25 protein-coding genes are annotated in these 26,677 nt (G+C 48.8%); 17 read left to right on the forward strand and 8 right to left on the reverse strand.

Annotated elements, in window-relative coordinates; genetic code table 11:
* Window positions 1–434: 434 nt before the first annotated feature.
* From trhP to P3339_RS10710, 3 genes are all read right to left on the reverse strand, one after another.
* Window positions 435–1,733 (reverse strand): prephenate-dependent tRNA uridine(34) hydroxylase TrhP, encoded by a 1,299-nt coding sequence (trhP, locus tag P3339_RS10700; protein WP_444901520.1) that lies wholly within the window; start codon window positions 1,731–1,733, stop codon window positions 435–437.
* A gap of 224 nt (window positions 1,734–1,957) precedes the next feature.
* A complete protein-coding gene (locus P3339_RS10705; RefSeq protein ID WP_282953377.1) occupies window positions 1,958–2,518 on the reverse strand; it encodes a cytochrome P460 family protein in 561 nt (186 codons plus the stop codon).
* A 118-nt stretch (window positions 2,519–2,636) separates the two neighbouring features.
* Complete coding sequence (locus tag P3339_RS10710) at window positions 2,637–3,254, reverse strand: Crp/Fnr family transcriptional regulator (RefSeq protein WP_020412953.1); 618 nt, start codon at window positions 3,252–3,254, stop codon at window positions 2,637–2,639.
* Between the two features lie 340 nt (window positions 3,255–3,594).
* Between P3339_RS10710 and P3339_RS10715 the strand changes: the two genes are divergently transcribed.
* On the forward strand, window positions 3,595–5,079 hold the full coding sequence (locus P3339_RS10715) for a bifunctional 2-methylcitrate dehydratase/aconitate hydratase (protein ID WP_282953378.1): 1,485 nt from the start codon (window positions 3,595–3,597) through the stop codon (window positions 5,077–5,079).
* Window positions 5,080–5,212: 133 nt separating this feature from the next.
* Here the strand turns inward: P3339_RS10715 and P3339_RS10720 are convergent, their stop codons facing one another.
* Window positions 5,213–6,151, reverse strand: coding sequence for a porin (locus P3339_RS10720; RefSeq protein WP_282953379.1), 939 nt, complete (start codon window positions 6,149–6,151; stop codon window positions 5,213–5,215).
* Window positions 6,152–6,523: 372 nt separating this feature from the next.
* Here P3339_RS10720 and P3339_RS10725 point away from each other — a divergent pair, with 372 nt between their 5' ends.
* From P3339_RS10725 to P3339_RS10790, 14 genes are all read left to right on the forward strand, one after another.
* On the forward strand, window positions 6,524–8,878 hold the full coding sequence (locus tag P3339_RS10725) for a DNA internalization-related competence protein ComEC/Rec2 (RefSeq protein WP_282953380.1): 2,355 nt from the start codon (window positions 6,524–6,526) through the stop codon (window positions 8,876–8,878).
* Window positions 8,879–9,055: 177 nt separating this feature from the next.
* Entirely contained in the window at window positions 9,056–9,679 is a 624-nt protein-coding gene (locus tag P3339_RS10730) for a MotA/TolQ/ExbB proton channel family protein (RefSeq protein WP_020412948.1), read from the forward strand.
* A gap of 15 nt (window positions 9,680–9,694) precedes the next feature.
* A complete protein-coding gene (locus P3339_RS10735) occupies window positions 9,695–10,114 on the forward strand; it encodes an ExbD/TolR family protein (protein WP_020412947.1) in 420 nt (139 codons plus the stop codon).
* 87 nt (window positions 10,115–10,201) lie between these two features.
* Window positions 10,202–10,498 (forward strand): hypothetical protein, encoded by a 297-nt coding sequence (locus P3339_RS10740; RefSeq protein WP_282953381.1) that lies wholly within the window; start codon window positions 10,202–10,204, stop codon window positions 10,496–10,498.
* A complete protein-coding gene (gene msbA / locus P3339_RS10745) occupies window positions 10,450–12,030 on the forward strand; it encodes a lipid A export permease/ATP-binding protein MsbA (RefSeq protein ID WP_282953382.1) in 1,581 nt (526 codons plus the stop codon). The genes P3339_RS10740 and msbA overlap by 49 nt, the downstream gene beginning before the upstream one ends.
* Before the next feature lie 9 nt (window positions 12,031–12,039).
* Window positions 12,040–13,074 carry a tetraacyldisaccharide 4'-kinase gene (gene lpxK, locus P3339_RS10750; protein WP_282953383.1) on the forward strand — a complete coding sequence of 345 codons (1,035 nt, stop codon included), beginning with the start codon at window positions 12,040–12,042 and terminating at the stop codon, window positions 13,072–13,074.
* Window positions 13,064–13,831 carry a 3-deoxy-manno-octulosonate cytidylyltransferase gene (kdsB, locus tag P3339_RS10755; RefSeq protein ID WP_282953384.1) on the forward strand — a complete coding sequence of 256 codons (768 nt, stop codon included), beginning with the start codon at window positions 13,064–13,066 and terminating at the stop codon, window positions 13,829–13,831. The genes lpxK and kdsB overlap by 11 nt, the downstream gene beginning before the upstream one ends.
* 12 nt (window positions 13,832–13,843) lie before the next feature.
* The gene (gene murB / locus P3339_RS10760; protein ID WP_282953385.1) at window positions 13,844–14,860 is read left to right on the forward strand and encodes a UDP-N-acetylmuramate dehydrogenase; all 1,017 of its coding nucleotides are present in this window, start codon (window positions 13,844–13,846) and stop codon (window positions 14,858–14,860) included.
* A gap of 601 nt (window positions 14,861–15,461) precedes the next feature.
* Window positions 15,462–16,115, forward strand: a complete 654-nt coding sequence (locus tag P3339_RS10765; RefSeq protein WP_026305042.1) for a response regulator — start codon at window positions 15,462–15,464, stop codon at window positions 16,113–16,115.
* Between the two features lie 41 nt (window positions 16,116–16,156).
* A complete protein-coding gene (gene uvrC, locus P3339_RS10770) occupies window positions 16,157–17,971 on the forward strand; it encodes an excinuclease ABC subunit UvrC (protein ID WP_020412940.1) in 1,815 nt (604 codons plus the stop codon).
* Window positions 17,972–18,075: 104 nt separating this feature from the next.
* Window positions 18,076–18,642 carry a CDP-diacylglycerol--glycerol-3-phosphate 3-phosphatidyltransferase gene (pgsA, locus tag P3339_RS10775; RefSeq protein ID WP_020412939.1) on the forward strand — a complete coding sequence of 189 codons (567 nt, stop codon included), beginning with the start codon at window positions 18,076–18,078 and terminating at the stop codon, window positions 18,640–18,642.
* Between the two features lie 257 nt (window positions 18,643–18,899).
* Window positions 18,900–19,997, forward strand: coding sequence for a sulfatase-like hydrolase/transferase (locus P3339_RS10780; RefSeq protein ID WP_282953386.1), 1,098 nt, complete (start codon window positions 18,900–18,902; stop codon window positions 19,995–19,997).
* A gap of 40 nt (window positions 19,998–20,037) precedes the next feature.
* Entirely contained in the window at window positions 20,038–20,607 is a 570-nt protein-coding gene (locus P3339_RS10785; protein WP_353056904.1) for an alkaline phosphatase family protein, read from the forward strand.
* A 56-nt stretch (window positions 20,608–20,663) separates the two neighbouring features.
* Window positions 20,664–21,620, forward strand: coding sequence for a lipid A deacylase LpxR family protein (locus P3339_RS10790; protein ID WP_282953388.1), 957 nt, complete (start codon window positions 20,664–20,666; stop codon window positions 21,618–21,620).
* 116 nt (window positions 21,621–21,736) lie between these two features.
* On the opposite strand, the gene P3339_RS10795 is transcribed toward P3339_RS10790, so the two are convergent.
* Window positions 21,737–22,210, reverse strand: coding sequence for an LEA/WHy family protein (locus P3339_RS10795; protein WP_282953389.1), 474 nt, complete (start codon window positions 22,208–22,210; stop codon window positions 21,737–21,739).
* Window positions 22,211–22,397: 187 nt separating this feature from the next.
* On the opposite strand from P3339_RS10795, the gene P3339_RS10800 reads away from it, so the two are divergent.
* Window positions 22,398–23,561, forward strand: coding sequence for a dipeptidase (locus P3339_RS10800; RefSeq protein WP_502867324.1), 1,164 nt, complete (start codon window positions 22,398–22,400; stop codon window positions 23,559–23,561).
* Between the two features lie 148 nt (window positions 23,562–23,709).
* Complete coding sequence (locus P3339_RS10805; protein WP_020412934.1) at window positions 23,710–24,129, forward strand: GFA family protein; 420 nt, start codon at window positions 23,710–23,712, stop codon at window positions 24,127–24,129.
* Between the two features lie 81 nt (window positions 24,130–24,210).
* Here P3339_RS10805 and P3339_RS10810 read toward each other — a convergent pair whose 3' ends face one another.
* The 3 genes from P3339_RS10810 to P3339_RS10820 form a co-directional block, all read right to left on the reverse strand.
* Window positions 24,211–24,912 (reverse strand): glutathione S-transferase family protein, encoded by a 702-nt coding sequence (locus P3339_RS10810; RefSeq protein WP_026305039.1) that lies wholly within the window; start codon window positions 24,910–24,912, stop codon window positions 24,211–24,213.
* 65 nt (window positions 24,913–24,977) lie between these two features.
* Window positions 24,978–25,520, reverse strand: coding sequence for an RNA polymerase sigma factor SigZ (gene sigZ, locus P3339_RS10815; RefSeq protein ID WP_020412932.1), 543 nt, complete (start codon window positions 25,518–25,520; stop codon window positions 24,978–24,980).
* A gap of 523 nt (window positions 25,521–26,043) precedes the next feature.
* Complete coding sequence (locus P3339_RS10820) at window positions 26,044–26,583, reverse strand: Dps family protein (RefSeq protein ID WP_020412931.1); 540 nt, start codon at window positions 26,581–26,583, stop codon at window positions 26,044–26,046.
* Between the last annotated feature and the right edge of the window lie 94 nt (window positions 26,584–26,677).

Consider the following 26,677-nt stretch of genomic DNA (forward strand, 5'->3'; position numbering starts at 1 on the left):
GCGAGTTAGAGGTGGAAAATCATAACTATTTAAAAAGGGTGTATTCCTGTTGGAACTCCGAGGTAGGGCGGATTTTTATCTTGTAATTAGTACTGTCGAGCATATTTTTGTGATCAAAACTCAGGGCTTTAAAAGGGTTTTAGGTGAGGCTGAAAATGCAGGAAAATTGGTACAAGAACCAGTTGCTTGCGGTGAATGGTGGGGAAATACAGGACGGTTTGAATATTATGAGGTGGGCAGTCACTTGAGAGGTTTAACGATTACCCAATGCATTTTGAGGATAGGTTCACAAGTAAAATTGTGGAGATGTAGTGGGAATAAAGGTGTCGTGGCTTAGTGAATCCGGTAGATTGTCTAAACCACTACACCTTTAACAAAATATATTTGCAAAACGAAGAGCTTGATAAGCCATAGTGCAAATTACAGGCCGAGGGTTATCCCAGAGCTTTGACCAATAGCGCCTGTTGAAGTTGATCGTCATCAACCCCCTCTGGTCGGGGTATTTGCACGATATGCCCGGATCCCGGAGCTACATCGATCGCTTTGCCTTCCGTATTCTCCATTTGCTCCAAGGGGAAGAACAAGCTACCGCTGGGAGTCATTAACTCCAATTGATCACCGCGCTCAAAGCGATTTTTAACATCAATCGTCAAATACTCAGGACTTCCGTCAATAAGCTCGCCTACGAACTGTTGGCCCGGAGTTGATATCAACCCCTTTTCATATTGCTGGTATTCTGCTGGTGGATGGCGACGGTAGAAACCTTCCGTGTAGCCCCGGTTCGAGAGGGTTTCCAATTCGTCCATCATCTTCATGTCAAAGTCTTTTCCTGCTGCAGCATCGTCTATCGCGCGACGATAGATCTGAGCAGTGCGAGCCACATAGTAGTGGGATTTGGTGCGACCTTCGATTTTTAAAGAGTGAACGCCCATTTCCGAGAGGCGCTTGACGTGCTGTACGGCCCGCAGATCTTTGGAGTTCATGATGTAGGTACCGTGCTCATCTTCGTAGGCCGGCATATATTCTCCAGGGCGACCTTCTTCCTGTAGTAAAAAGGCCTGGGAAGTACTTTCACTGGCGGAGGTGGGTTGCTGGGCGGGTTGCTGGATAGGTTCCTGGGTTTGCACATGAATCAACTCGCCAACTTCATTCTCTTTGGCTTCATGAGCTTGGTATTGCCAGCGGCAGGAGTTGGTGCAGGCGCCCTGGTTGGCATCTCTATGGGTCATATAACCGGATAGCAAGCAGCGCCCGGAATAGGCGATACAGAGCGCACCGTGGACAAAGACTTCCAACTCCATCTCGGGCACTTTCTGGCGAATTTCTTCAATCTCATCCAGGGACAGTTCCCGGGAAAGTATCACCCGAGATAACCCCTGGCGATGCCAGAACTTTACGGTTTGGTAGTTTACCGCATTGGCCTGCACGGATAGGTGGACTGGCAGATCAGGCCAGCGCTCCCTTACCATCATTATCAGACCTGGGTCGGACATAATCAGGGCGTCAGGCCCCATTTCGACAATTTCTTCCAGGTCCCGCAGGTAACTGCGAACTTTGTCGTTGTGAGCGGCGATATTAGAGGCGATATAGAACTGTTTTCCCTGCTGGTGTGCTTCTTCTATGCCTAGGCGCAGGGTTTCAATATTTTTAAATTCATTATTGCGCACACGCAAGCTGTAGCGGGGCTGGCCGGCATAAACGGCATCGGCACCATAGGCGAACGCATATCGCATATTTTTTAAAGTCCCTGCGGGGGACAGTAACTCAGGTTTAAACACGGAAAAACTCATAGTGGAATAGTCGGACGCGGCCGCATGTTAACGGTATTCAAGATCGCGCTAATTGATATAAATCAATTAGCGCTGGGGTGGGGGTGATAAGCTGTTATGGAGGGAATCTATGCTGTTACTCTAGCCGAATAATAGACCTCTAACCTCTGATTTTTGCTGTTTACTTTTTAGTTCTGCAGGACCTGCTGATAACCCTGTGTGTATACCCAGTCATTATTCTTGGCAGGCAAATGACATCCAAAACAGTTGTTAAGCCCGGTGCCTTTCCAGGTTTCAGTTTCACTTTTGGCTATTCCTGGCTTAAATAAAGCCCATCCCCAGCCTTCGGCCCAGGCCTCGTTTTTGGGAAATCGCCCTTCAGTGTCCTTTACCATCATAAATGTGAACTGGAGATCAGAGGAGTAGTATGCCAAACCAGTAGTAAGTGGTTCTGATTTGGTGCTGTTGACGTCTTTTACCAGTACTGCGCCATCCGGGAATTTTCCGGTGTTACGAAAGGCTTTAACTGCCGCAGGTTGGGTGTAAACATTGTGGGTATCCCATCCCTCGCCATTCGAGGACTTTACCTGATAAGAGCCGAGAAAGGTCCAGTTTTGGCGGTAATCCTTAGGCAAGGTGATATTTCCCCGTGGATCGACGAAATCACTGAATGTGGACTTTAGGTTTTCCTTGGCTATGGCCTGCAAGCTAAAGAGAATTCCCAGTGTCGCTAAACAGATGGTCCGCATGACGTCTCTTCCTATGTTGATTCAATAGAGATGAGGATTAACTCTGGCCCTCAATATTTTGAAAGTATAGGGAGGCGAGGGGTGATGAACTGTCAGCTAGCTGACAAAAAAATTGGATTTAGCCTTGCGCTAAGTCTTTGAGGGCGTTTTTGTTAAGTAAACATATATGTTGGCGTGTGTAATCGATTACGCCTTCCTGTTTCCAACGGTTAAGTAGCTGGCTGACAGTTTGTCTACTGCCGCCGGCCATAGCCGCTAACTCAGACTGGGAAAGCCTAACGTCCAGTTCATGCCCGTGGGCGCAGGGTTGCCCCCGAAAATAAAAGAGTTGAGATAACAAGCTTGCTAATCTTACAGGCAGTGGTGCGGTGATATGCTGAAATATACGCTGCTGCAACAGGGATTCCCTGTTGGCTAAATGCTCTATAAGGTCTTCTGGGGTTTGTGACAGAGAAAGCATCAGTGTATTGAGATTTTCTGGAAAGGTTACCTCTAGCTCACAGCCTATTTTGGCAATTGCTTCGATATCTTGTGAATTCCCGCCTAGGCCGGGGCCAAACCAGGAGCCTGGTCCATATAAGTCTACAAGCCCAGAATTGCCTTGAAAATCCACTTTATGGATAAGAACATAGCCTGTATGAATAAAATAGATTTTTCTGGATTCTTGTCCCTGGCGGAATAATACTGTTTCTTTAGCGCAGTATATTCTTTTTGTTTTAGCGGCTATTTCTTGCAATTTAACATAATCCTGCTGGGGGCTCTTAAAGTTAGGTCTCTTTGTTTCGAGCGAGTTAGTTTTTTTGGGGGGAATTGAACCCTTAGCCTAATGTCTAATTTCAAACAATATCGCGTCGGGTGCACCCTAAATCCCTCACAAGCTGGTGTCTTAAATAGTAATGGTCTGGCAGGCCGACTTAATGTGGCGGTCGTAAATTCCAGGAGCCAGTATCATCAAGATATTTTTCTCGATTATCAAGCTTCGGGTCGAGAATCTCACTTCAAACTGATTAGTGGCGTTGTCGAAAACAGCTAAACTTGTGTAATTTCCTTTTGTTTTTTGCATCAGGCTCTTAGCTATGTGTTCTGATTCAAGCCGGGCTGACCGCCCAGATTATGATCAGGTGATACAGGATATTGCTGATTATGTTCTCAAATTCCAGGTTGATTCTAATGAGGCTTGGCGAACATCCCGCTATTGCTTGATGGATTCTCTGGGTTGTGCGTGTCTGGCATTAGGTTTTCCTGAATGCACTAAATTATTGGGTCCTCTGGCAGAGGGCACTGTGGTGCCTAATGGGGCCCGTGTGCCGGGTACCCAATTCCGTATGGACCCGGTAAAGAGCGCCTGGGATATAGGCGCTACCATTCGCTGGCTGGATTACAATGATACATGGCTTGCGGCAGAGTGGGGGCATCCATCTGATAACCTGGGGGCCATATTGGCGGTCAGTGATTATCTTTCCCGGAAGAAGATATCCGTTGGGGAGCCCCCGCTAAAGATGCGAACAGTCCTGGAGGCAATGGTTAAAGCCTATGAGATCCAGGGTGTATTGGCACTGGCTAACAGCTTTAATCGTGTGGGACTCGATCATGTTTTACTTGTGCGGGTAGCTTCGGCGGCAGTGACGGCCTGGTTAAAAGCGGGGAGCCGGGAAGAGGTGATGGCTGCAGTCTCTCTGGCATGGGTGGATGGCAGTGCTTTACGTACCTATCGACATGCGCCTAATACTGGTTCCCGTAAGTCCTGGGCTGCAGGAGATGCCACATCCCGGGGAGTGCGTCTGGCTGAAATGGCTTTGGGTGGGGAAATGGGGGTGCCTAGCGCGCTGACAGCAAAGCAGTGGGGGTTCTATGATGTTTCTTTCAGTAAAACCAATGCCGATCAGAAAATAAAGGCGCCGGTAAATCGCCAATTTCACTTTTCCCGGGAGTACGGCTCCTATGTTATTGAAAATATTTTGTTCAAAATTTCTTACCCAGCCGAGTTCCACAGTCAAACAGCTTGTGAGGCGGCGATTATTCTGCATTCAAAGATTGAAGGACGTTTTGCAGATATTGATAAGGTTGTAGTCACTACCCATGAGTCGGCAATTCGGATTATTTCCAAAACAGGTCACTTGGCTAATGCCGCGGATAGAGATCATTGTCTTCAATATATTGTTGCAGTCGGCCTGCTGTTTGGAGATTTGTCCGCCGGGTGTTATGAGAATGATTTTCACCAGGATCATCCGGAAATAGATGAGTTACGTAAAAAAATTGAAGTTGTTGAGGATAAGCGTTATAGCGATGAGTATCTCGACCCGAACAAGCGATCTATTGCCAGCGCGGTCCAGGTATTTTTCAGGAATGGTAGCGAGACAGAAAAGATTGAAGTGGAATATCCATTGGGGCACAGACGCCGACGTAAGGAGGGTATGCCGTTGCTAGAGGAAAAGTTCAGGTCAAACCTGCTCTCGCGTTTTCCTCCTCATCGGGCGGAAAAAATCATTGATCTCTTCAAAGCACAAAAGAAATTTGAGGAGACGCCGGTAAATAGATTTATGGATTTATTGGTAATTTGACCAATTCAATTTTCGCTTAAAGTGGATACAGAAAAGGCGGCCAGAGGCCGCCTTTTCTTAAGTTCTAAAGATATATGACAGCCAAACTGCTCAACCCAAACCCAATTTGGATGACTGCCCTATAAAGCAATAATTAGAACTTGTACTCAGCACCGATACCGGCATAGCTGCGGTCGTAGTCGCCATCAGCAGTTTCGTCGGTGTAGAAACCGAATACTTTGGCAGAGCTGTTGAACTTGTAGTCAAGGCCCAGGCTGTAGGTCTCACCACCTTCCTTTTTAATATCAGACTGGCCGTACTGAGCCTTCATAGTCCACTGTTCGATTTTGTAGGCTACAGAGCCCATCCAGCCGTCGGTGCTGTTGCCAGCAGCGTCTTCCTGGTCTTCGAACAACGCACCTACCTGTACAGGGCCGATGTTGTACTGGGCTACAAAGCGTTGAACGTCGATGTCCTGGCCTTCAACATCCTGGTCGAATGCATAGGCCATGAAAACGCCATTGTTATCGTAGGCAACAGAAGCAGAGATACCGTTGTTGCGCTCTTCGCCAGTTTCTTCGTTAATGACTTCGCCTTTATTGCTGATATAAGCAGCAGAAGCTTTGAAGCCAGCGAAAGAAGGAGTAGTGTACTGCAGGGCATCTTCTTCGCGGTTGTCGCTGCTGGTAATCAGGCTTTTGATATCGCCTTCCAGGTCGTTGAACAGGTCAACTTTCTTCTGCGCAACTTTCAGCGGGGTGTCAAATTTACCCGCGATAACCTGACCAAAGCCGCCTTCCAGGCCAGCGTAGATGTTGCGTTGGGAGAAGGTGTCATCGGCGTCTCCGTCCATATCTACTTCGTATTCCATACGGTAGATACCCTTGATGCCGTCGGTCAGGGCGATTTCACCCTTAACGCCCAGGCGGGAAGCGTTGCTCTGAACGTCAGTTTCAGAGCCATCACCCTCATCAGCAGCCTGGAAGGTGACATTGGCTTTGCCGTAAAAGTCGAGTACATCGCCTTCATCTTGGGCGTTGGCCATTGTAGGAATCATGGCAACGATGGCCAGAGAGAGAGCGGTCTTATTCATAGTCGTCTCGCACAGTTTATGGTTTTGGGTTGAGGGGTGGCCTTCCGTTCTGTTTGTTGGCTGTCCCTCTATTTGGTGCGGATTTTGCGACTTGAATATTACAAACATGTTAAAGATGGCACTTTTCTTAAAAAAATATGACCAGGCGGTGCCATTAATAACAGTTAAGGCAGCCTGAAAATTGTAAATCACGTCGTTTTAAGCCTTGAGTGGTGCAGCTGTATATCTTTTGTAGATGAAGCCTTTGTGTGGATTCCTTACAGGGAGTATTTCTTATTGATAGCAATGGGCCGCAGGCTGACAGGTTCCCCTGTCGCCAAAGGAGAAAGAAGAGCTGGTGGATCTAGGGTACCGATACTTGGCGGGCCGATTGTGTGGCTATGGGTGTTTTCCCTGTCAATTGTATTGGTTGGGCTACTTCCCGTATTGCCCCGGCCCACAGAGCTATTGGGTGGCTACCTGGTAGTAAGCCTTGTTGTGGCACCGTCTTCGCAGCGTATCAGTCTATGGGGCATTCTTTTAGTGTCCTTTGCTGGGTCGTCCTGGGCACTATTTTCCAACCAGGCAGTCCTGGATCAACGATTGCCTCTTTGGGCTCATGGGTCAGATCATTTCTTGGATATAGAAGTCACTTCTTTGCCAGAAATCCGCTCAGTAGACGGAGGGAGCTGGCAGCGAGATCCGGGTGTCAATATACGCTTTCAGGCTAAAGTGGTCTCTACGAATGAAGATATTGTCTCTGGGAGTCTTCTCTATCTCACCTGGTACCGAGTAACTCCGAGCGCTCTTGTTCAATTGCGAGGTAACAGTCATTGGAGGTTGCCCGTCCGTCTAAAGCGACCGCGGGGTAGTGTAAACCCCTATGGGTTTGACTACGAGGGCTGGTTATTGCGTCGTGGTGTGTATGCAACTGGCTATGTTCGCCCGAAAGATCTAAATCCAGAATGGTTGGGGCAGGGCTGGGGACTGGCGAAAATACGCGATGTGTTTCGTGAAGCTCTTCGAGAACTGCCGATTGAAAGGCCTGCACTGGCGGCTGCGCTGCTACTAGGGGATCGCAGTGGGCTCAGTGGAGAGGAACGTGAAATATTGCAGCGGACGGGGACAGCGCACTTGTTGGCCATTTCTGGACTTCACGTTGGGATGGTTGCGGGCTTTCTACTGCTGATCGGTAATATGATTAGTCGAAGTGCTGGTGTGTTTATTGGCGCTAGCCTGAGGTTACTTCCGGTCATCTTGGCGTCTTCCGGGGTCTTGGTTTACACCCTGCTGGCTGGCGCACCGCTATCAGCCCAGAGGGCGATGGTAATGACATGGGTGTTGCTACTCGCCTGGCAGTGGCGCCGTAGGATAGGTGCGGGATTTGCTTTCGCTCTGGCTTTGACGCTTGTACTGGTGATTCAGCCTCTTGCCTTTTACGAAGCTGGATTCTGGCTGTCATTCGCTGCAGTAGCGGCGTTGCTCCTCGGCTTCGGTGGGCGACAGGTGATTGGGAAGGGACACCAGGACCAAGGTAGGGAAGGGGGTTGGCGGTCGTTACCCAGGGTTGCAGATACTCTCAATGCTTTTCTTCAGCTGCTACGTAGCCAATGGCTGGTCGCGCTGGGCTTGATACTACCTTCAGTTGTCTACTTTTCCGGTTACAGCAGCGGCGGATTACTGCTTAACTTACTCGCTATTCCGTGGTTGGGCTTGCTAATCCTGCCAGCTTTGATGTTGGGGGCTTTGTTAATAAACACGGCGTTGGGGCATTTGTTTCTCAGTTTTGCCGGATGGCAGCTGGACCTTCTCTTGCAGCTATTGGAGAGAGCTGACAGATACTTGCCCACCTGGCAGGCTCTGAGCCCTCCCCAGGGTGTGTTGATGTTATCAGTTGTCGCGGGGTGCCTGCTGATGTTACTGATGCCGAGGGGAATGCCGGGAAGAAACCTGGGGTGGCTATTCCTGTTACCTCTGATTCAACCGGTATTGCCTCTACCTGCAACTGAGCGTGAGGGGCTCACATTTGCTGTGTTGGATGTAGGGCAGGGCCTGGCTTTAGTTCTTTATTCTTCACGGGGTAAGCTGGTAGTTGATGCCGGGCCGGTTTCGAATTCCGGATGGAGTGCGGGAAATACAATTGTTGCACCGTTTCTCAGTGGTAGAGGAATTGATCAACTGGATGCGCTGATTGTCAGCCATGGTGATCAGGATCACGCCGGGGGCGTTGAGGGGGTGTTGTCTGGTAAATCTGTTAGCAACCTGTACGCACCAGGAAAGTTAGGGCAAAAATTAGCGGCTGGCTTGGATGTATTCTCCAAAACTTGCGTTGCGGGCAAAGAAGAAAAATTTGGTGATATTAATATCCGCTGGCTTTGGCCCGAGCAAGTAACAGTTACTGGTGAGGAGAATGACCACAGCTGTGTTGCCCTGGTTGAATGGGGTGAGGTACGGATATTGCTAACCGGTGATATCAGTGCTGCAGTAGAGCGCCGCCTGGTAATGACTTATCCGCAGTTTGTTCCAGTGGATGTACTGGTGGCACCTCACCATGGTTCAAAGACTTCATCATCCATGGCTTTGTTGAACTGGGCAAAGCCCAGACATGTTGTTTTCAGTGCGGGATTTCGTCATCACTTTGGTCATCCACACTCAGATGTGGTTGCGCGGTATCATGAAGTTGGTGCGCGAATTTTCAATACTGCCGACAGTGGCGCGGTTGAATTTTTCTGGGGGAAAACGCTCTAGAACCTGAAATTTTTATCGCGCGGTCGGCTCCGCGATTTTGGTATGCGAGTCACACTGATAGCGAAGGATTACCTGGAAGACTTAGCCGCCGGGAGTAGCTGTGATAAAGTGCCCATCCTGCATCTCAAGTGCAGAAGAAAATTACGAAAATCCCTCTCGCTGTTTGGGGCCAAAAAAGTGTTTGAAATAATAAAATCTGGCGGCTGGCTGATGTTGCCGATCCTGCTTTGTTCTGTTGCCGTAATTGCAATTTGTATTGAGCGCCTTTGGACTTTGAATCCCCAGCGTATTGCACCGCGTACTTTGCTAGGAGATGTTTGGGGGTGGCTGAAAAGCAACCAGGTAAACGCCGACAAGTTAAAAGAGTTACGTGACTCCAGTCCTTTAGGGCGCATTTTTGCTGCAGGGCTTTCCAACTCCCGTCATGGGCGGGAGGTTATGAAAGACAGTATTGAGGAAACTGCGAGCCAAGTGGTCCACGACCTGGAGCGTTTCCTGGGTGCATTGGGCACGATTGCTGCTGTTGCCCCTTTGATTGGTTTATTGGGTACTGTTATCGGTATGATCCAGGTGTTTACGGCAATTATGCTTGAAGGCACCGGAAACGCGGGTGTACTGGCCGGAGGTATCAGCCAGGCTCTGATTACCACTGCCGCCGGTTTGACTGTCGCGATTCCTGCACTGATGGCACACAGGTACTTTCAGCGCCGGGTAGATACCATCGTAGTGACTATGGAGCAGGAAGCGGTAAAACTCGTGGATGCTTTACACAGTGACCGCAAAATCGAAGATGCGGCCTGAGCGAGGTAGCAATCCATGCAGTTTCGCCGCCAAACCAAAGAGCAGGATGGGGTAAACCTAACGCCATTGATCGATGTGGTCTTTCTGCTCCTCATATTTTTTATGGTGTCTACTACTTTCACCAAAGAGAGCCATCTCAAGTTGAACCTGCCTGAGGCCGCGGGCCCTCAGGCAGCGGATCAACCGCAAGCTGTAGAAATTCTGATCAGTGCAGATGGCTCCTATTCGGTGGATGGTCAGGCACTGATCAATAAAAAACTGACCACTTTGAAATCTGCGCTGTCGGAAGTATCCGCAGGCGAGTACAATCGCCCGCTTGTTATAACCGCCGACGCCACAGCCCACCACCAGGCCGTGGTTCGTGCAATGGATGCCGCTGGACAGCTGGGCTTTGTCAACCTAAGCATTACTACACGGCAACCGGAAGAGAACTAGCGCGCAAAGCCTGCCTCGGTACTGCGATTGGTTGTAGGTTTTGTGTGCGATCCCGCCCCTTAGGGGTGGGTCCAGTCATTGGTCTGTATGAAGAAAGTAACCTTGCCCCCGAGCACACCACAGCGCGGGGCGCACACTTATCGACGCCTGCTCGCCTACGCCCGACCGCATCTGGCCATTTTTGCTGTTGCGGTACTGGGATTTTTCCTGTTCTCCATCATGGGCGTGAGCCTGATTGCTGTTACTGAGCTATTGCTCGACGCTGTTGGTGCAGGTATTCAGGAGAGCAGGGGGTTCCTATCCAAGTTTGTAGCATCCCATTATCCCGGGGGGTTATGCCCCAGGAGACTGCTCGTTGGTTGGTACCTCTTGCGATGCTTTTGATCATTGTGTTGAGAGCAATTGGAAACTTTGTCGGCAGCTACGGCTTGGCTTATGTGGGTCGTGCGGTGATTCACGAGCTGCGAGCCCAGCTGTTTGAGAAGATTGGCCAGCTGCCCAGTGCTTATTTTGATCGCTACACGGGCGCCTACCTCATCTCCAAAGTTTCCTATAACGTCGAGCAAGTAACTAACTCTATCACTAAGGCCGTAAAGGTTTTATTTCGTGAGTCTTTTACCACTATTGGTTTGCTGGCATACCTGTTGCTAGTGAACTGGAAGCTGACACTGACTTTTTTCTTGTTTGCGCCGTTTATTGCCCTGATTGTGCGTACGGTGGGCAAGCGTTTCCGCAAGTTGAGCCACAGGATACAAAACTCCATGGGTGACGTAACACATGTTACCCAAGAGGCAATTAATGGCTATCAAGTGGTACGCATGTATGGTGGTCAGAAATACGAAAATTCGCGATTCCAGTCTGCCAGCGATAACAATCGCAGGCAGTTTATGAAACTGGTGGTAGCCAACAACGCCAGTGTATCTGTGATCCAAATCCTGGTAGGGCTCTCAACTGCCACTATCGTATGGCTGGCGTTGGCCCCGGGCATGGTGGAGGCGATGACTGCCGGTGTTTTCGCAGCCTACATTGGCGCGGCGGCTTCCCTGGCAAAACCGGTGCGCAGTCTGTCGGAAGTCTTTGCTGATATCCAGAAGGGTATTGCTGCGGCGGAGAGTATTTTCGAAGTGATGGATGCGCCGAAGGAGTCGCAAGGCGGAAATGTGGATTTGCCCAAGCCAGTTCGTGGCTCGGTTTCCTTTGAGGCACTTGACTTTAGCTACGATGAATCCGCGCCCCAGGTGCTATCTGATATCAGCTTTTCAGTAGAGCCGGGTGAGACTATTGCATTGGTCGGCGCCTCCGGTTCCGGTAAAAGTACTTTGGTGAGCCTGCTGGCACGTTTCTACGAGCCAACAGGTGGCCGTATTCTGGTGGATGGTACCGATATTTCATCGGTACCTTTGCAAGATCTCCGCAGGCATATCAGTATGGTGTCGCAAAATATTGTGCTGTTTAACGACACAGTTTATCGAAATATTGCTTACGGTGAGCTTGAACATGCGCCAAAGGAAAATGTATTGCGTGCAATTGAGCAGGCGCACGCAGCAGACTTTATTGAAGAGCTGTCTCAGGGACTGGAAACTGTTCTGGGTGATAATGCGCAGATGCTTTCTGGTGGCCAACGCCAGCGGTTGTCAATTGCTCGGGCCCTGCTTAAGGATGCGCCAATTTTGATTTTGGATGAAGCAACCTCTGCATTGGATAATGAATCAGAGCGGCATATCCAGGCTGCCTTGGCAGAAGTGATGAAAAATCGCACTACGTTTGTTATTGCCCACCGCTTAACTACCATCGAGAATGCCGATCGTATTTTGGTAATGGAGAAAGGACACATCGTAGAGAGTGGTAACCACGTAGAGTTACTCGCTCGCGGGGGGCGTTACGCCACTTTGTTGCAACAGCAGACAATGGGATAGGGCACTTGGATGTCACTGGAAGACTGGTTTAACAAGCGCTGGTATCCGGAGAAAGGGAAGGGGCGTTCCCTCTCCCTGTTGACGCCACTGGAAATGCTCTACGGTGGAGTGAGTAGGCGGCGTCGGGTATTAAACTCACGTACGCCACCGGAACCTCTTTCAGTACCGGTTATTGTGGTTGGGAATATTACCGTTGGTGGTGCTGGCAAGACACCACTTGTGGCAGAGCTCGCGCGCTGGCTTAAAGAGCGGGGCCACAACCCCGGTATTATCAGTCGCGGTTATGGCGGGCGAGCTGAGCGTTACCCCTATCAGGTTACAGCGCAATCACATCCATTGGAGTCTGGCGATGAGCCTTTGATGCTGCACCTGATCACTGGAGTTCCAGTGATGGTTTCCCCACAACGCACTGAAGCCGCCCAGGCCCTGATCGACTACCACCAGTGCGATGTGATTCTCTCGGATGATGGTTTACAGCATTACAGTCTCTGGCGGAGCCTGGAAATTTGCGTAGTGGATGGCCATCGTGGCCTAGGCAACGGCCATATGTTGCCGCGGGGCCCGCTACGGGAACCCGCCACCCGCCTGCAAAGTGTGGATATTGTGGTTAGTAATGGCGAGCCAGAGCCCAAGGTAAAGCAGCAGTGTGGTGATTTGCTCGAATTCCAAATGACACTGGAGCCATCTTGTTGGCACCAGTTCAATCTAGACCAGACCTCCACCCTGCGACTGACTTCCGGACCAGAGATCGGCCCCTGTCATGGAGTTGCAGCAATAGGTAATCCCCAGCGGTTTTTCCGCGAACTGCAGAAACTTGGCTACAAGGTGATGGAGCAGCCCTTTGCGGACCATCATCAGTTCAGTCCACAGGAGCTGCATTTTGATGGCGAAACCCCAGTGCTAATGACTATGAAAGACGCGGTGAAATGCCGGGATTTCTGGGAGAGCCATTGGTGGGCACTTGAGGTGCGAGCGAAATTACCAGACCTTTTCTATCAGAAGGTGCATCAGCACCTGCAACAGTTTTGCCAACATGAAAAATAGTTTCTCTTTTGACGTAATTATTCCCGCTCGCTTCGGTTCAAGCCGGTTACCTGGTAAACCCCTGGCTGATATTGCCGGCAAGCCTATGGTTCAGCATGTTTACGAGCGTGCCAGTGAGAGTAGTGCAGAGCGGATTTTTGTCGCTACTGATGATATGCGCGTGGCGGAGACTGTACGTTCTTTTGGTGGTGAAGTGTGTATGACATCCACGGAGCATGCGTCAGGAACTGATCGCTTACAAGAAGTGGCAGCAAACCTGGGGTTGTCCGACGATCGTATCCTGGTAAATGTACAAGGGGATGAACCCTTGATTCCGCCTCAGGTTATCGATCAGGTAGCTTCCAATCTCGCGCAAAATACCGATGCGGGCGTTGCTACTCTGGCAGAGCCAATTCTTACCCTGGAGGATTTCCATAACCCGAATATCGTTAAGGTTGTAACTGCAGAATCCGGTTTGGCCCGCTATTTTTCACGTGCTCCCATTCCCTGGCCCAGGGATGCTTTTGCTCAGGATAGCAGCGACCTACCTGCAGGCCTGGAACCACGTAGGCATATTGGAATCTATGCTTATCGAGTGGCGCAGCTACAAAGTTTTGTGACTTGGCCAATGGCCCCTCTGGAGAAATTTGAAGCTCTGGAGCAGCTGCGCTTTTTGTACCACGATGAGAATATTCATGTGGCTAATGCTTGTGCAGAGGTACCTGGCGGTGTAGATACTGAACAGGATCTTCAGCGCATGCGCTCACTGCTCGGCTAAAGCTGAACCTCAATGATAGAGAATGATATTGATCTGCAACCGCATAATACTCTGGCAATTTCTGCGCACAGTGCATTCTTTGCCAGGGTGGAAACGTTGGAGCAGTTGCGTGAGGCATTAGCATTTGCCCGCGAGCGCTCCCTGCCAATATTGCCCCTTGGTGGTGGTAGTAATATAGTTTTAACAGGTGATTATCCGGGCCTGGTCATTCAGGTCGACCTTCGTGGTTTTTCTATTAGGCCTGACAATTCGGGCCATATTCTAGAAGCGGCGGCTGGTGAAAATTGGCACCGAATAGTAATGGCTACGGTGCAAGGGGAGTTGGGAGGGCTTGAGAATCTTGCCCTTATTCCTGGCAAGATAGGTGCTGCACCAATCCAGAATATTGGTGCCTACGGAGTTGAGTTGTGTGATCGCTTCGTGAGTCTCCAGGCAATGGAGATCGCAAGCGGTGAATTGCGAAACTTTGCAGCAAAAGATTGTAGTTTCGCTTATCGTGACAGTGTTTTTAAGGGGAAACTCCGGGACAAATATATTATTACCCAGGTGAACTTGTGCCTTCCCAAGAAATGGCAAGCGCATATTGATTACCCCGCGCTAAGCCAGTATGTAGCTGGACAAAATTGGAATGTTGATAGGCTTACACCCTCACAGGTTGCTCAGGCGGTAATTTATATTCGCAACAGTAAGCTGCCGTTGCCGGATAAAATCCCAAATGCCGGCAGCTTTTTTAAGAACCCTATTGTCGATACCCATAGCTATCTGAATCTCAAGGCAGAGCACCCGGATCTCGTTGCATTTGCTGCTGGGGATTGTTGGAAGTTAGCTGCAGGCTGGTTAATAGATCGGGCTGGTTGGCGCGGTGTCAGGCGTGACGCTGTCGGGGTTCATGAGTTGCAGGCTCTGGTACTGGTAAATCCAGGTAGAGGACCCGGTGCTGAAGTGACGCGATTGGCTGAAGATATTGCTGAAGATGTCCATGCTAAATTTGGTGTATCCCTGGAGCCGGAACCCCGTTACTACCCCTAACATCTCTTCGGTGCTTTTGCTTGCAGCTCACGGACTCTTTTTTCTTTCATAGGCTCTTCATTTGGGGGCTGCTCCTTAAGCACAGTTAATCGTGCGCAGAGTCAATCTTTTGTTGGTCGTAGTTACCCTGATCAAAAGTTCCCGGGCCAGTTGAGTTTGACTGCCAGAAAACTATCATCCCCAACAGGGCTTTATGCTGCCCTTTCCAAACTGTAACTATATAACCAAAAGTAATGCAGCATGATTCATATATTTCGATTTGTACCATAAACATTTTCTTCACATATCCGTATCAAAGGGCGCAAATAGTGCGGAAAGGAGAATGTTGATCGCAGAAAAATAACTTGGTACGTTTTTACGGTATAATAAATGGTTATAAAGGCAGCAAGATCCTGTGGCCAAATGTCTTTTCGGCAGCATTTGAAACGGCAGTATTGCTTTGCAGTAGCGTTTTTGTCTGGTATGTTGCGACAGGATTCTTGGGGTGGATCTACACGGGGTAGTTTCCTCGTGAGTAAAAAGAAGAACGCAGTTTGAGGGAGCGCGCGATGGGGACTAATACGCTGCGCAGCCGCTGCACTTATCCGTAGTTGGGGATAATTTGATCAAAGTCTTAGTGGTGGATGATCACGATCTTGTGCGAATGGGGATTTCGCGCATGCTGAGTGACGTCGCGGATATAGAGGTTGTTGGCGAGGCAAACTGTGGCGAAGAAGCCTTGGAGTTTGTGCGCCAGTCTGAGGTCGATGTCATCCTGATGGACGTTAAAATGCCTGGAATGGGTGGTCTTGAAGCAACGCGAAAGTTGCTCGGCCGCTGTCCAGGGGCCAAGGTGATCGCGGTTAGTGCCCTAGATGATGACCTATTCCCTGGTCGATTAATGCAGGCCGGCGCCATGGGTTATGTCACTAAGGGGGCAGACCTGGAGGAGATGGTTCGCGCTATTCGTACTGTTGTCAGTGGTGGTGTCTTTATCAGTAACTCCATGGCCACCAAAATGGCTTTGCGGAATGTCTCTGGCCAGGCGGAAAACCTGTCTCCTTTCGAGAAACTATCCAAACGTGAATTACAGACCGCTGATATGATTGTTAACGGCGCTAAAGTCGCAGAGATTGCCCAGTCGCTTTCCGTAAGCCCGAAAACCGTAAATAGCTATCGCTACCGGATATTTGAGAAGCTGAATATTAACAGCGATGTGGAGCTAACTTTGCTTGCCGTTAAGTACCAGATACTTGACCCAGAAGCGGCTCTTTAATTTCTGTGGGAACCTGATGAACCCACTGTACCGATTGCCAGATGTTTGATAGCAAGCGTTTTTTATCCTCGGTTACCCGCAAGCCTGGCGTTTACCAGATGTTTGATGCGGATAACCGGATCCTTTATGTGGGTAAAGCGAAAAACCTTCGCAACCGGCTTTCTAGTTATTTTCGAAGCTCAGGCCTTACCGCAAAGACCATGGCGTTGGTGCAGCGTATTGGCAATATTGAAGTCACTGTCACCCGTAGCGAGACAGAGGCCTTAGTACTTGAGCAAAGCCTGATCAAGTCCCAGCATCCACCTTACAATGTGATGTTGAAAGACGATAAGGGCTATCCTTACATTTTTCTCTCGAGCAGCGATACTTTCCCACGTATTGCTTTGCATCGTGGAGCCAAGCGTAAGAAGGGACGCTACTTCGGCCCTTTCCCTAATGCCTCATCGGTTCGCGATAGCCTGAATTTCCTACAGAAGACATTTCGTATCCGTTCTTGTGAAGACAGCGTCTTCCGCAATCGCTCCCGGCCCTGTCTTCAATACCAAATTGAGCGCTGTACTGCGCCCTGTGTGAATTTTATCGGTGAGGATGAGTATCGACAGGATGTGAGGCATGCGGAAATGTTTCTCACCGGCAAGAGCGACAATATAATCCGCGAACTTGCCGACCAAATGGATGATGCCTCCAGAGCCTTGGAGTTTGAAAAAGCTGCGCGCCTGCGGGATCAGATCTCTGCTTTGCGCCGCCTCCAGGCCGATCAGGTGGTAGAGGGTGATAGTGGCGATGTCGATGTGCTCGGGGTGGCAAGTGAAGGGGGAAGTTGCTGTGTACACGTTCTGTTTATTCGACAGGGGCGTATCTTGGGCAGTCGCAGTTACTTCCCCAGTGAACGTCTCGGCTTGAGCCCCGTGGAGCTGCTTTCTGCTTTTGTACCCCAATTCTATATTGGCAATCCTCGTGAAATTCCTCGCGAGATATTGGTCTCGGAAGCCCTTGAAGATATGCAGCCTTTACAGCAGGCTCTCGGTGTACAGGCAGGAAGGGACGTTGCGATCGTATATCGTTTGCGAGGCAGAAGAGCTACCTGGGTAGAAATGGCACAGCAGGCGGCACAACAGAATTTAAGCAGCCGTACAGCTGCCCAGCAAAAGTTAATTGGTCGTTTTGAGTCTCTTCAGGAGGTACTTGGGTTAGAGCAGCTGCCAGAAAGACTGGAGTGTTTTGATATCAGCCATTCATCCGGTGAAGCAACGGTCGCATCTTGTGTTGTGTTCGATACCGGCGGCCCTGTTAAAACGGATTATCGTCTGTTTAACATCAAGGGAATACAGGCCGGGGATGACTATGCCGCAATGGGACAGGCCCTTAAGCGACGTTATACAAGACTGTCTGATGGGGAGGGTAAGTTTCCAAATATCCTGTTAATCGATGGGGGTAAAGGCCAGGTGAGCCAGGCTGTTGAATCCCTCAATCAGCTTGGGGTTGTTGGCGTACAAATTATAGGTGTGGCTAAGGGCACCACTCGCAAGGCTGGATTTGAAACTCTGCATGTTGTTTCTAGCAATAAAGAACTCGTGCTCTCCGCTGATTCAGCTGCATTGCACCTGATTCAACAAGTTCGAGATGAGGCCCATAGATTTGCTATTACGGGGCATAGAGCTCGTCGGGATAAAAAGAGGCGAGAGTCCCCACTCGAAGGCATTGGTGGGGTAGGGCCTGCGCGTCGGCGAGCATTGCTGCGCCACTTTGGTGGTTTGCAGGAAATTAAGAAGGCTACGGTGACAGAAATTGCCAGCGTGGAAGGAATAAGTCGCAAACTCGCACAAGATATATATTCGGCCTTACATCACGAATGATAAACAGCTGAAGTTGTCGAAAAAATTATCCGGCTTTCCTACTGAGCGTTTCATTTTGTGCGATGGCTTGTTAACGTACGCCCTCCACAAGAACAGAGAAAAGTATGACACTCGCCAATCAACTGACACTGCTTCGCGTTGCACTGATTCCGGTCCTGGTTTTGGTTTTCTATTTACCTTATAAGTGGAGCTATATCGCCTCTGCCGTGATTTTTGCTGCCGCTGCAGCCACAGATTGGTTGGATGGTTACCTGGCGAGAAAACTAAACCAAAGTACAGCCTTTGGCGCCTTCCTTGATCCGGTTGCAGATAAGTTGATGGTGGCCACTGCTCTAGTGTTACTTGTTGGGCTGCATAAGAGCGCCTGGTTTACGGTGGCGGCCGCAGTAATAATTTGTCGTGAGATCGCTGTTTCTGGGTTGCGGGAATGGATGGCAGAGTTGGGCCAGCGTAGCAGCGTTGCAGTTTCTTATGTAGGTAAGATAAAAACGACCGCACAAATGGCAGCGATCATAGTCCTTCTTGCTTTTGATGTCCGAGACTTTCCAGTGATGGAAACACTGGGCTACCTGTTGCTGTATGTTGCCGCAGCGCTCACTCTATGGACCATGGTGATGTACCTGCGCGCAGCTTGGCCGGTGTTAATGGCGGACAATCATAAGTCTCCATGACCTAAATCCCTTCATATTACCGGTCTTATTATTTATAGGTGTCCCCCTGCTTGAGGCGGGGGCTCTCCACATCTCAAAGTCTACCCTTCCTGACGTAATTACTGAGCTTGTAACGTCCAACCATTTACAAAAACTCTCTATTTGTCGTCACATATAGCGCTGCCATTGGGTCGTTCTTCTAGAGTGATGAATTGGGTTTGTAACTCAATTCATCAAAGTATTGCTGTCCCAGCCAAAATAAATATAGGAGGGTGGGTGTGTTAGTGAGGCAATCTCTGGCAGGGCTACTGGCGCTGCTGTGCTCAATGTTACCGCAGGCGCAGGTGGTGCATGATGCCGAATATTACGTGCTGAAGATGCAAAATGGTGGGCGCTGGCAAAAAGAAGATTCTGAAATAGCCAAACGCTTGCAGGCCCTGCGGGAAAAGCATGGGCAGCCACCCAATATCATTTTCCTACTTTGGGATGATACCGCCTTTGGTGCTGTTGGCTTTCCTGTACTTCAAAAGAACTTTGGTTACACAACACCCAATTTAAACAAGATGGCGGCAGAGGGTATCAACTTTACACGTATGTATACCGAACCCTCCTGTACGCCTACCCGAGCAGCTGTGCTTACCGGTCGTCATCCGGTGCGGTATGGCATGGGGACTGTGGGAATGCCCCACGAATTTTCCGGTCTTCGCGCTGAAGAGGTAACCATTGCGGAGGTACTGTCAAAGGCCGGCTATGCCACGGGATTCTTTGGGAAGGGCCACTTGGGAGATATCGAGGAGAGCTATCTGCATAACCAGGGATTTGATGAGGCGTTATTTACTCCCATGAACCAGATAACCTCTCTCTTCAATCCCCAGGCCAATGCTGTAAATGCAGTACTTGGTATGTTTCCTGAGATATACCCTCCCGATCCTTATCGCCTAGACAATCCAGGCCTGATTCCCTCCGGTTGGGTAATGAACATTGAGGGTGAGAAAGGGCAGCAGGGTAGGGAGTGGTGCGGTACTTCCAACGAGTGTTTTAGCAAGTTTGACCCGGAGGCGGAGCGTCGCACCATGGCATTCATCCGTAAGAATGCCGAAGCCAAAAAGCCGTTTTTTGTGGCTTACTGGCCCAATTTTCTGAATTTTATGGCTGCCTTTATGCCCAAACCCTCAGTTTCTGGTCTGATGGTGGCAGACTCATTCCCCGAAGTCGATGACTTCACTGGCCAATTGATGGCAGAGCTGCAAGAGCTGGGTATTGCGGAGAATACCCTTTTTGTCGCCATGGCAGACAATGGCCCCATGGTGCATAGCCCGCCGGCAGGTTGGGGCATGCTCCCAATGTTATATCGGGGGGAAAGGGGATTTTACTGAGGGAGGTGTGAGAGTACCGGCTTTTGCTTGGTGGCCGGGCATGATTCAGCCCGGTCAGGCAGTTGGGGACATCATTCATATCACGGACCTATACACCACATTTGCAAGGCTTGGCGGTGCGACTGAGCATATTCCCACCGATAGGGTAGTGGATGGTCTGGACCAGACAGCGCTGCTGCTAAATGGTGACACCTACAGCCGTCGGGATTATGTTTTTATCTATGCCGGTCACAATCTGGGGGCTACGGTAAAAGGGAGATATAAGCGTCACTGGATTGGTGCTGGTGAGGTCGCATCTTCAGGAATGCCGGAGGCTTACTACGACCTATATATGGACCCTCGTGAAGAGTATCCGCAATTAGTGCCCTTAATTTATACCCAGGGGCAGTTCAATCACATGGTAGCCCGGCACCGGCTCTTTAAAAAGAAGTACCCGGATGTGCCCAGTGGGAAGGGTATCCCCTACACCGGACTGGCCAATGCGCGCCCCGAAACCAAAGCCATTGGGCAGCGGGTTAGAGCGGTTATGGAAGAAATGCCATTTAGCATTCAGGAGTACCTTGAGTTTGAAATTCCTGGGGCTGATAAAGTTGGTGACTGGGGCAATTAATCACAGGGCTACTAACTTGATGTACCGGTTTCAACGGATGAAGGGGCGGGTTAAGGGTGCTGAGGAATATAAAAAAACTCCCGATTTTTATTGTTAGTTTGGTTACTGCCTGTTATCACTCATTGGCCAATGCGAATGACTCTCCCAGGGGGAAACTCCAGCTGGAATTGGTTAATGATGCATTTTTCCAAACTGATAGGGACTATACCGGTGGTCTCTTTATCCGTTGGAGTCCTCTAGGCAAAGCCTACACTTTAAGGCTTGGCCAGGAGATCTATACCCCGGACCATCTCGGTAGATCTGCACCAATCAATGATGAACATCCATATGCTGGTTGGAGCTATTTAGGCGCAAGCTACAAATATCAGTTCTCTAATCGCTGGATTGTTGATTTCACTCTTGATGCGGGGACTATTGGTCCTAGGTCTGGTGCTCGTCTCACACAGACTTTTCTACACTGGATTGTCTCCTCGCCACCTCCACATGGGTGGGACTCCCAGATTTTTAATGAATGGGGGCTAATGCCGGAGCTTAAGCTGGATTACCGATTACCTAAAGTGAATCTTGGAGGCATGAACTATCGCTTGGTCCCTTACTTACGCTGGAAAACCGGCAACATAGTCCGAGATTATGCTGCCGGAATCACCTTATTATTGGGTAGTTCTTTACCAGCTTTCAGTGCGATATCTTTACCGCGAGTAGGGAATCAATACTGGTATTTTAAGCTGGGGATGGAACATAAAGCAGTTCAGAGAAATGTATTAATGGAGGGAAACTCCGAGATTAAGAGGGGAGTAAAAGTTTTCAGTTATGGTGTAGTCCCAGAGAAAGAAGTGATCCTCGCAAATATCGGGGCTTTTTGGGGGCGTAATACCTATGAATTTGGCTTCAATATCAGGTACAACACGAAAATTTATACTTCCCAGGTTCGTCCTGATGAAGGCTTTCTGAGCCACAATGGTGCCCCGATGGGTAACTTTGTAATGTCTTTGATTGTCACTAAGCAATTATGAGTTTTTCATTGTCAGGAGGACGATATCTACTTGCCCTCCTGAATAGCTGCGCTACAAGCTTTAATTAAGACACGGCACTGAAGTAGTAATGCTGAGTAATGAACCCTGGAGAAGACTTATTGATACTGATTCAAGCTAATCACACCACTTCTATTCACCCTGATTGAAGGGAGCAGCGATTTACTCAAGCCTATTTTTGCTTCCAGCTCATAAGGTATGGAATCTTGATTTTGATTAATAAGGTCGACAGCAGCAAAGATAGACCCAACCAGGCTGGCAGTAGCATCCACAGCAATATCATCCTGACCGTAGGGAGCAATGGGCATGAGGTTGTTGGAGGTGCCTGTCAGCACTTTATGTCCTCCTAAGCGTAAGGTGTAATAAAGTCCTGATAGTGCCAGCTCACTATTGTTTGGGTTAAAGACCCTGAGGTGTATTCGAAACTTCAGGTTGTTGCCAGTTCTTGCGGGCAGTGGTTCTACTGCGATCACTTCTACCTCGGGTTTTTGAAAGTTAGGCGAAAGTGCTGCACAACCAGTGAATAGTGCCGTAATCAGTATTAACAGAGTGAGTCGATAGTATTTTGCCACTGTTATTCCTTAGTCTTCCTATCTGCTAGTTATTACACTGGGCTGCTGAACCTTAGCGTAATTAGTTCGAGCTTTCCGGTTCATTTGCCCAGTGATTACTAATTGACCCCTAAAGTTCCTGACATACCACAACTTCTTAGGTTATAACGGCAACTTTACGCAACATTATTGACTACCGAGACTCATTATGAAGACGTGGCTTGCAAGTTTGACAGCACTGGCACTGATATTGTTCTCGAGTTGGAGGTGGTTTTTACTTCCAGAGGTCGAACGAAATTTAAACAAAATAGGTTCTGCTGGTTATTCTGAGACCTCCGAGCAGGCTAGAACATTGCATAGATCACTTATTGTTGGTGACCTGCACGCGGATAGCTTCCTCTGGGCGAGAGATTTATCAAATGACGCCAGTTATGGTCATCTTGATTTACCCAGAGCCCGGCGCGGCAATCTCGGAATACAGGTTTTTACTTCAGTCACCAAGTCTCCCAGAGGGCAAAACTATCGTGAAAATTCTGCTGATGCCGGAGACAACATAACGCTATTAGCGGTCGCTCAAGGTTGGCCACCGAGAACCTGGAATAGCCTTGTAGAGCGTGCGCTCTTCCACTCCGAAAGGGCCACTGCTCTACAGGAATCTTTCCCGGAGCAGTTTCGCATTGTACACACCGCTGAAGATCTGCGCCAAGTCCTTCAGGCCCGGGAGCGAGGAGCCAGCACTCTCGCGGCAATTCTCGGTATTGAAGGAGCCCATCCACTGGAGGGTAAATTATCTAACATAGATCGCTTATACGATGCTGGTTTTCGGGTGATGGGATTACAGCATTTTTTTGATAATGAATTGGGTGGATCGCTTCATGGGCAAAGTGAAGGCGGTTTAACGGAGTTTGGAAGCCTGGCTGTTCAGGAGATGGATCGTCGTTCGATTATTATTGATGTAGCCCATTCTTCTGAAACCGTTGTTAGAGATGTGTTGGCACTGACAGAACGGCCTTTGATTGTTTCTCATACAGGATTGAAAGGCAGCTGTAACTCGCCGCGAAATATTAGCGATGACCTTATGAAGGAGATAGCTGAGCGTGGAGGCTTAGTAGGTATCGGTTTTTGGAAAGGGGCAGTTTGCGATAACAGCCCCCATAATATTGTTAAAACAATTCGCTATGCCGTAGAGTTGTTGGGAGTGGATCAGGTTGCTTTAGGATCAGATTATGACGGTAGTGTTGAGGTTTCGTTTGATGTTGGCGACCTGGATCTGTTGACTGGGGAAATGTTGAATCAAGGATTTACAGAGAGAGAAATCCGCAAGGTTATGGGAGAAAATATACAAGAGTTTTTCCTGAAGTATCTGCCCTAAAGCGTTTTAATTTGCTTCCTGAAGTGGCTATAGGGTGGGGTGTAATGGCGAAGTTGTGTGTTTATTACACGTGGAAGATGTGTGCAATGGCTTCGGGTTGTCCTTTCGGCACGTATGGCCAATTCTATTAATAACTAATGGAGATGTTATGTACAAAGGGAGCTGCCTTTGTGGAGGCGTTAAGATTTCTATCCGTGGTGGAGTGAAGGATATTATTCACTGCCATTGTTCCCTTTGTCGTAAGTCTAGCGGAACTGCCTTTGCTACCAATGGCTTCGTAGACGCAGGCGGATTAACAATTGATCAAGGGAGGCATCTGATCGGCTCATTCGAGCTTCGCCCGGGAAAGAGTCGGCACTTTTGTAAGGTATGTGCATCGCCGATCTACAGCTCAAATTCTGAAGACCCTTCAAGGTTCCGCCTTCGCCTTGGCATTCTTGATTCAGATATTCAGGAGCGCCCAATTTCTCACAACTTTGTAACTTCAAGGGCAAACTGGGACAGTCTGGATATCTTGCCTCGCTATGAGGCCCATGAGCCGAGTAGACGTAAGGGAGGGGCAGATTAGAATACATCCATTACTTTGATATTAGGGGTCAGGCTGATTAGCGATTGTCTGTGCCCCCAAGAAGGGGCACAACAAAGTTCTTTAACAACAACTGCGATTCGCGCAGGAGTTATCTTGATTGTTGATACTAATTTTACCAGTACCTAAGTAAGTATTTTCTGATAGATAGAAATCTACAAATTGCTGCTCAAAATCTTCAGGCACCGATTTTTCTGCGAGCCCCGTCTGCAGCATCTTGGCCTGCCAAGCCTTCATTTTCGGAAAGTCCGCCAGGAAATCATATCCCGAATGGAGCTCAATAATGGCGGCACGATGTAGTATTGGTAGCCATGCGATATCGACGTCACTTAGCCTTGCGTCTTTAAAGAAAGGCCCATTTCCAATAGTTTTTTCGACTTTCTCAAGGGCTTTGTCAAGTTTGTTGCTACGTTCCTCCAAGGTCTGCTTATCGGCGCTACGTTGAGCTGAACATTGCACCAGGTAATGCTTTGCGGCCTGGTAACTCCAGGCCCTATCAAGGGCGCGCTGTTCAGGGCTGATGTCTGGTTCCAGGCGGGGGTAGATGTCATTTAGGTATTCAACGATTGCGTCGGACTCAAATAGAGCTATGCCACTTTCCGTTATGAGTACTGGCACTTGCCCGTTCGGAGACACATCCAGGAACCACTGTGGTTTGTCCTTAAGCCGGATGTATTGGATTTTGTAGGGAATCTTTCTGGCCTCAAGAAGAGCGGTCACCCGTTGTACAAAGGGGCAAATTTTAAAGCTAATGACCTCAAGCATTTTGATCCTCATCTCTAGTGTATATATCTATAAGACGGGCCACTCTTAAAAAGGACGATAAGATTTCAACAATTTCTGTATTTATTGGACTTAGGAACGTAGTCAATCACGGCTCCGTGACTATCGAGTGTCAGGTGGCAGCAATCCTCAAATAGACTGCGCAGTTCCCTTCTACTTTTTTGTACCCGGGACTTGACAGTAGAGTAGGGGATCCCATGTTCCTCAGAATAAGCCTTTTGCGACTGGCCATTTAGCTCGATTACTATCAGCAGTTCTGCCGATTGAGGTGGCAGCCCTTTAATGAAGGGTTCTATACATGCCGATAAACTTTGTTGTGTATTGGTGTCTTCCTCTATCGTAAAAGAATCGTCTAGGGTCACCTCTTTTACTCTTCCTTTCTTACGATAGAAGTCAATCACCGCGTGATTGGCGACCTGAAATAACCAGGACTTGATACTCTTTTGGTCTCTGATCGTATGGATATTCTTGTGGGTTCTGATCAGAATCTCCTGAAGAATATCATCCACCATATCGGGTGATGAGATCCTGGAATGGAGGAAAGCTTTGAGGGCTGCGCTGTATTTCTTCCAGATAGAATCAATGGTCATATTTCATTACTGCTTTTCAGTCTCTCCGCAGAGGGTCATAAGCTTCACGGAGCAATAAAAATTATAGTTGCCGCAATACTAGCGGCATTTAATTGAACCATATGATTTTAGCAATGTTACGCTGTCAATCATATTTAAAGGCCATATAGCCTAGTGAAACTGGTAGCCGCCGTTCGTATTCTCGATTGCAAACAATATTAGAATCCTATGTGTCAGCAATTATTGGAAGGCATGCGGTTTGGGGTGGTGGGGGATAGTAGCATAATGTCTTGAGAGCGCATTTAGAAATGTGACTTTCCTAAATGCTAAATGCAAAGCGCGGTGTATAAAAGTAAAGCATTTTACAGAAGTGATGATCTTAATCTAATTCTTCTTTTTCTGGATAATGATGAGCTTGATAGGTTGGAGACCCGCCGATTATGAACTGAAGTTGTCATGTTAATCCTAGCGGGCCTGTAATACGATATATTTCCTAAAGTGCCATAGGATGTAATCCGCTCTAAAGTCTAGGGACATGAGAAATCTAATGCCGTGTTAGACCTGATCTCCGGCTTGCTTCAAACAGGAACCAAGCCCGTTTTTCCGACTGATCAATAAATTCTTCCAGTAAACTCGCTGTTGCAACATCATGGTGGTCATCACACAACTCATGCACTTCACGCATAAAAGCAACAAGCTCCTGATTGTCTTCGCATAATTCCGCTAGCATGTCTTGTGGGTCTACAAAGTCGGAGTTGTTATCAGTTGAGCGTTGCAATTTGGCGATATGACTTATGGAACGCAATGTGGTGCCTCCCAGCTTGCGCACACGTTCAGCCAGCGCGTCGGTCATGTCCAATACTTCTTCTGACTGATCATCGAACAGCAAGTGGTAGTCGCGAAAGTGTGGGCCGCTCACATGCCAGTGGAAATTCTTGGTTTTCATAAACAGCCCGAAGGTATCTGCCAGCAATGTATTCACTGCGCTGGTAATGTCTTCACGCGCGCTCTCACTCAAGTCTGTTGGGGTATTGAGTTGTGCGAGCTCTTTAGTACGCAGCGTTTCTCTTGCTGACTTCCTCATAGTAAACCTCGTGTCTTTCACGTTCAGAAAAGGAGAGAAACCAAAATGAAGAAAAATATGCCAATCAGGCTAAGGGTAGACAGTGGTGACGTGA

Origin of the sequence: Microbulbifer sp. MLAF003 (assembly GCF_030012965.1) — a bacterium.
In the GTDB taxonomy this organism is placed as follows: Bacteria; Pseudomonadota; Gammaproteobacteria; order Pseudomonadales; family Cellvibrionaceae; genus Microbulbifer; species Microbulbifer variabilis.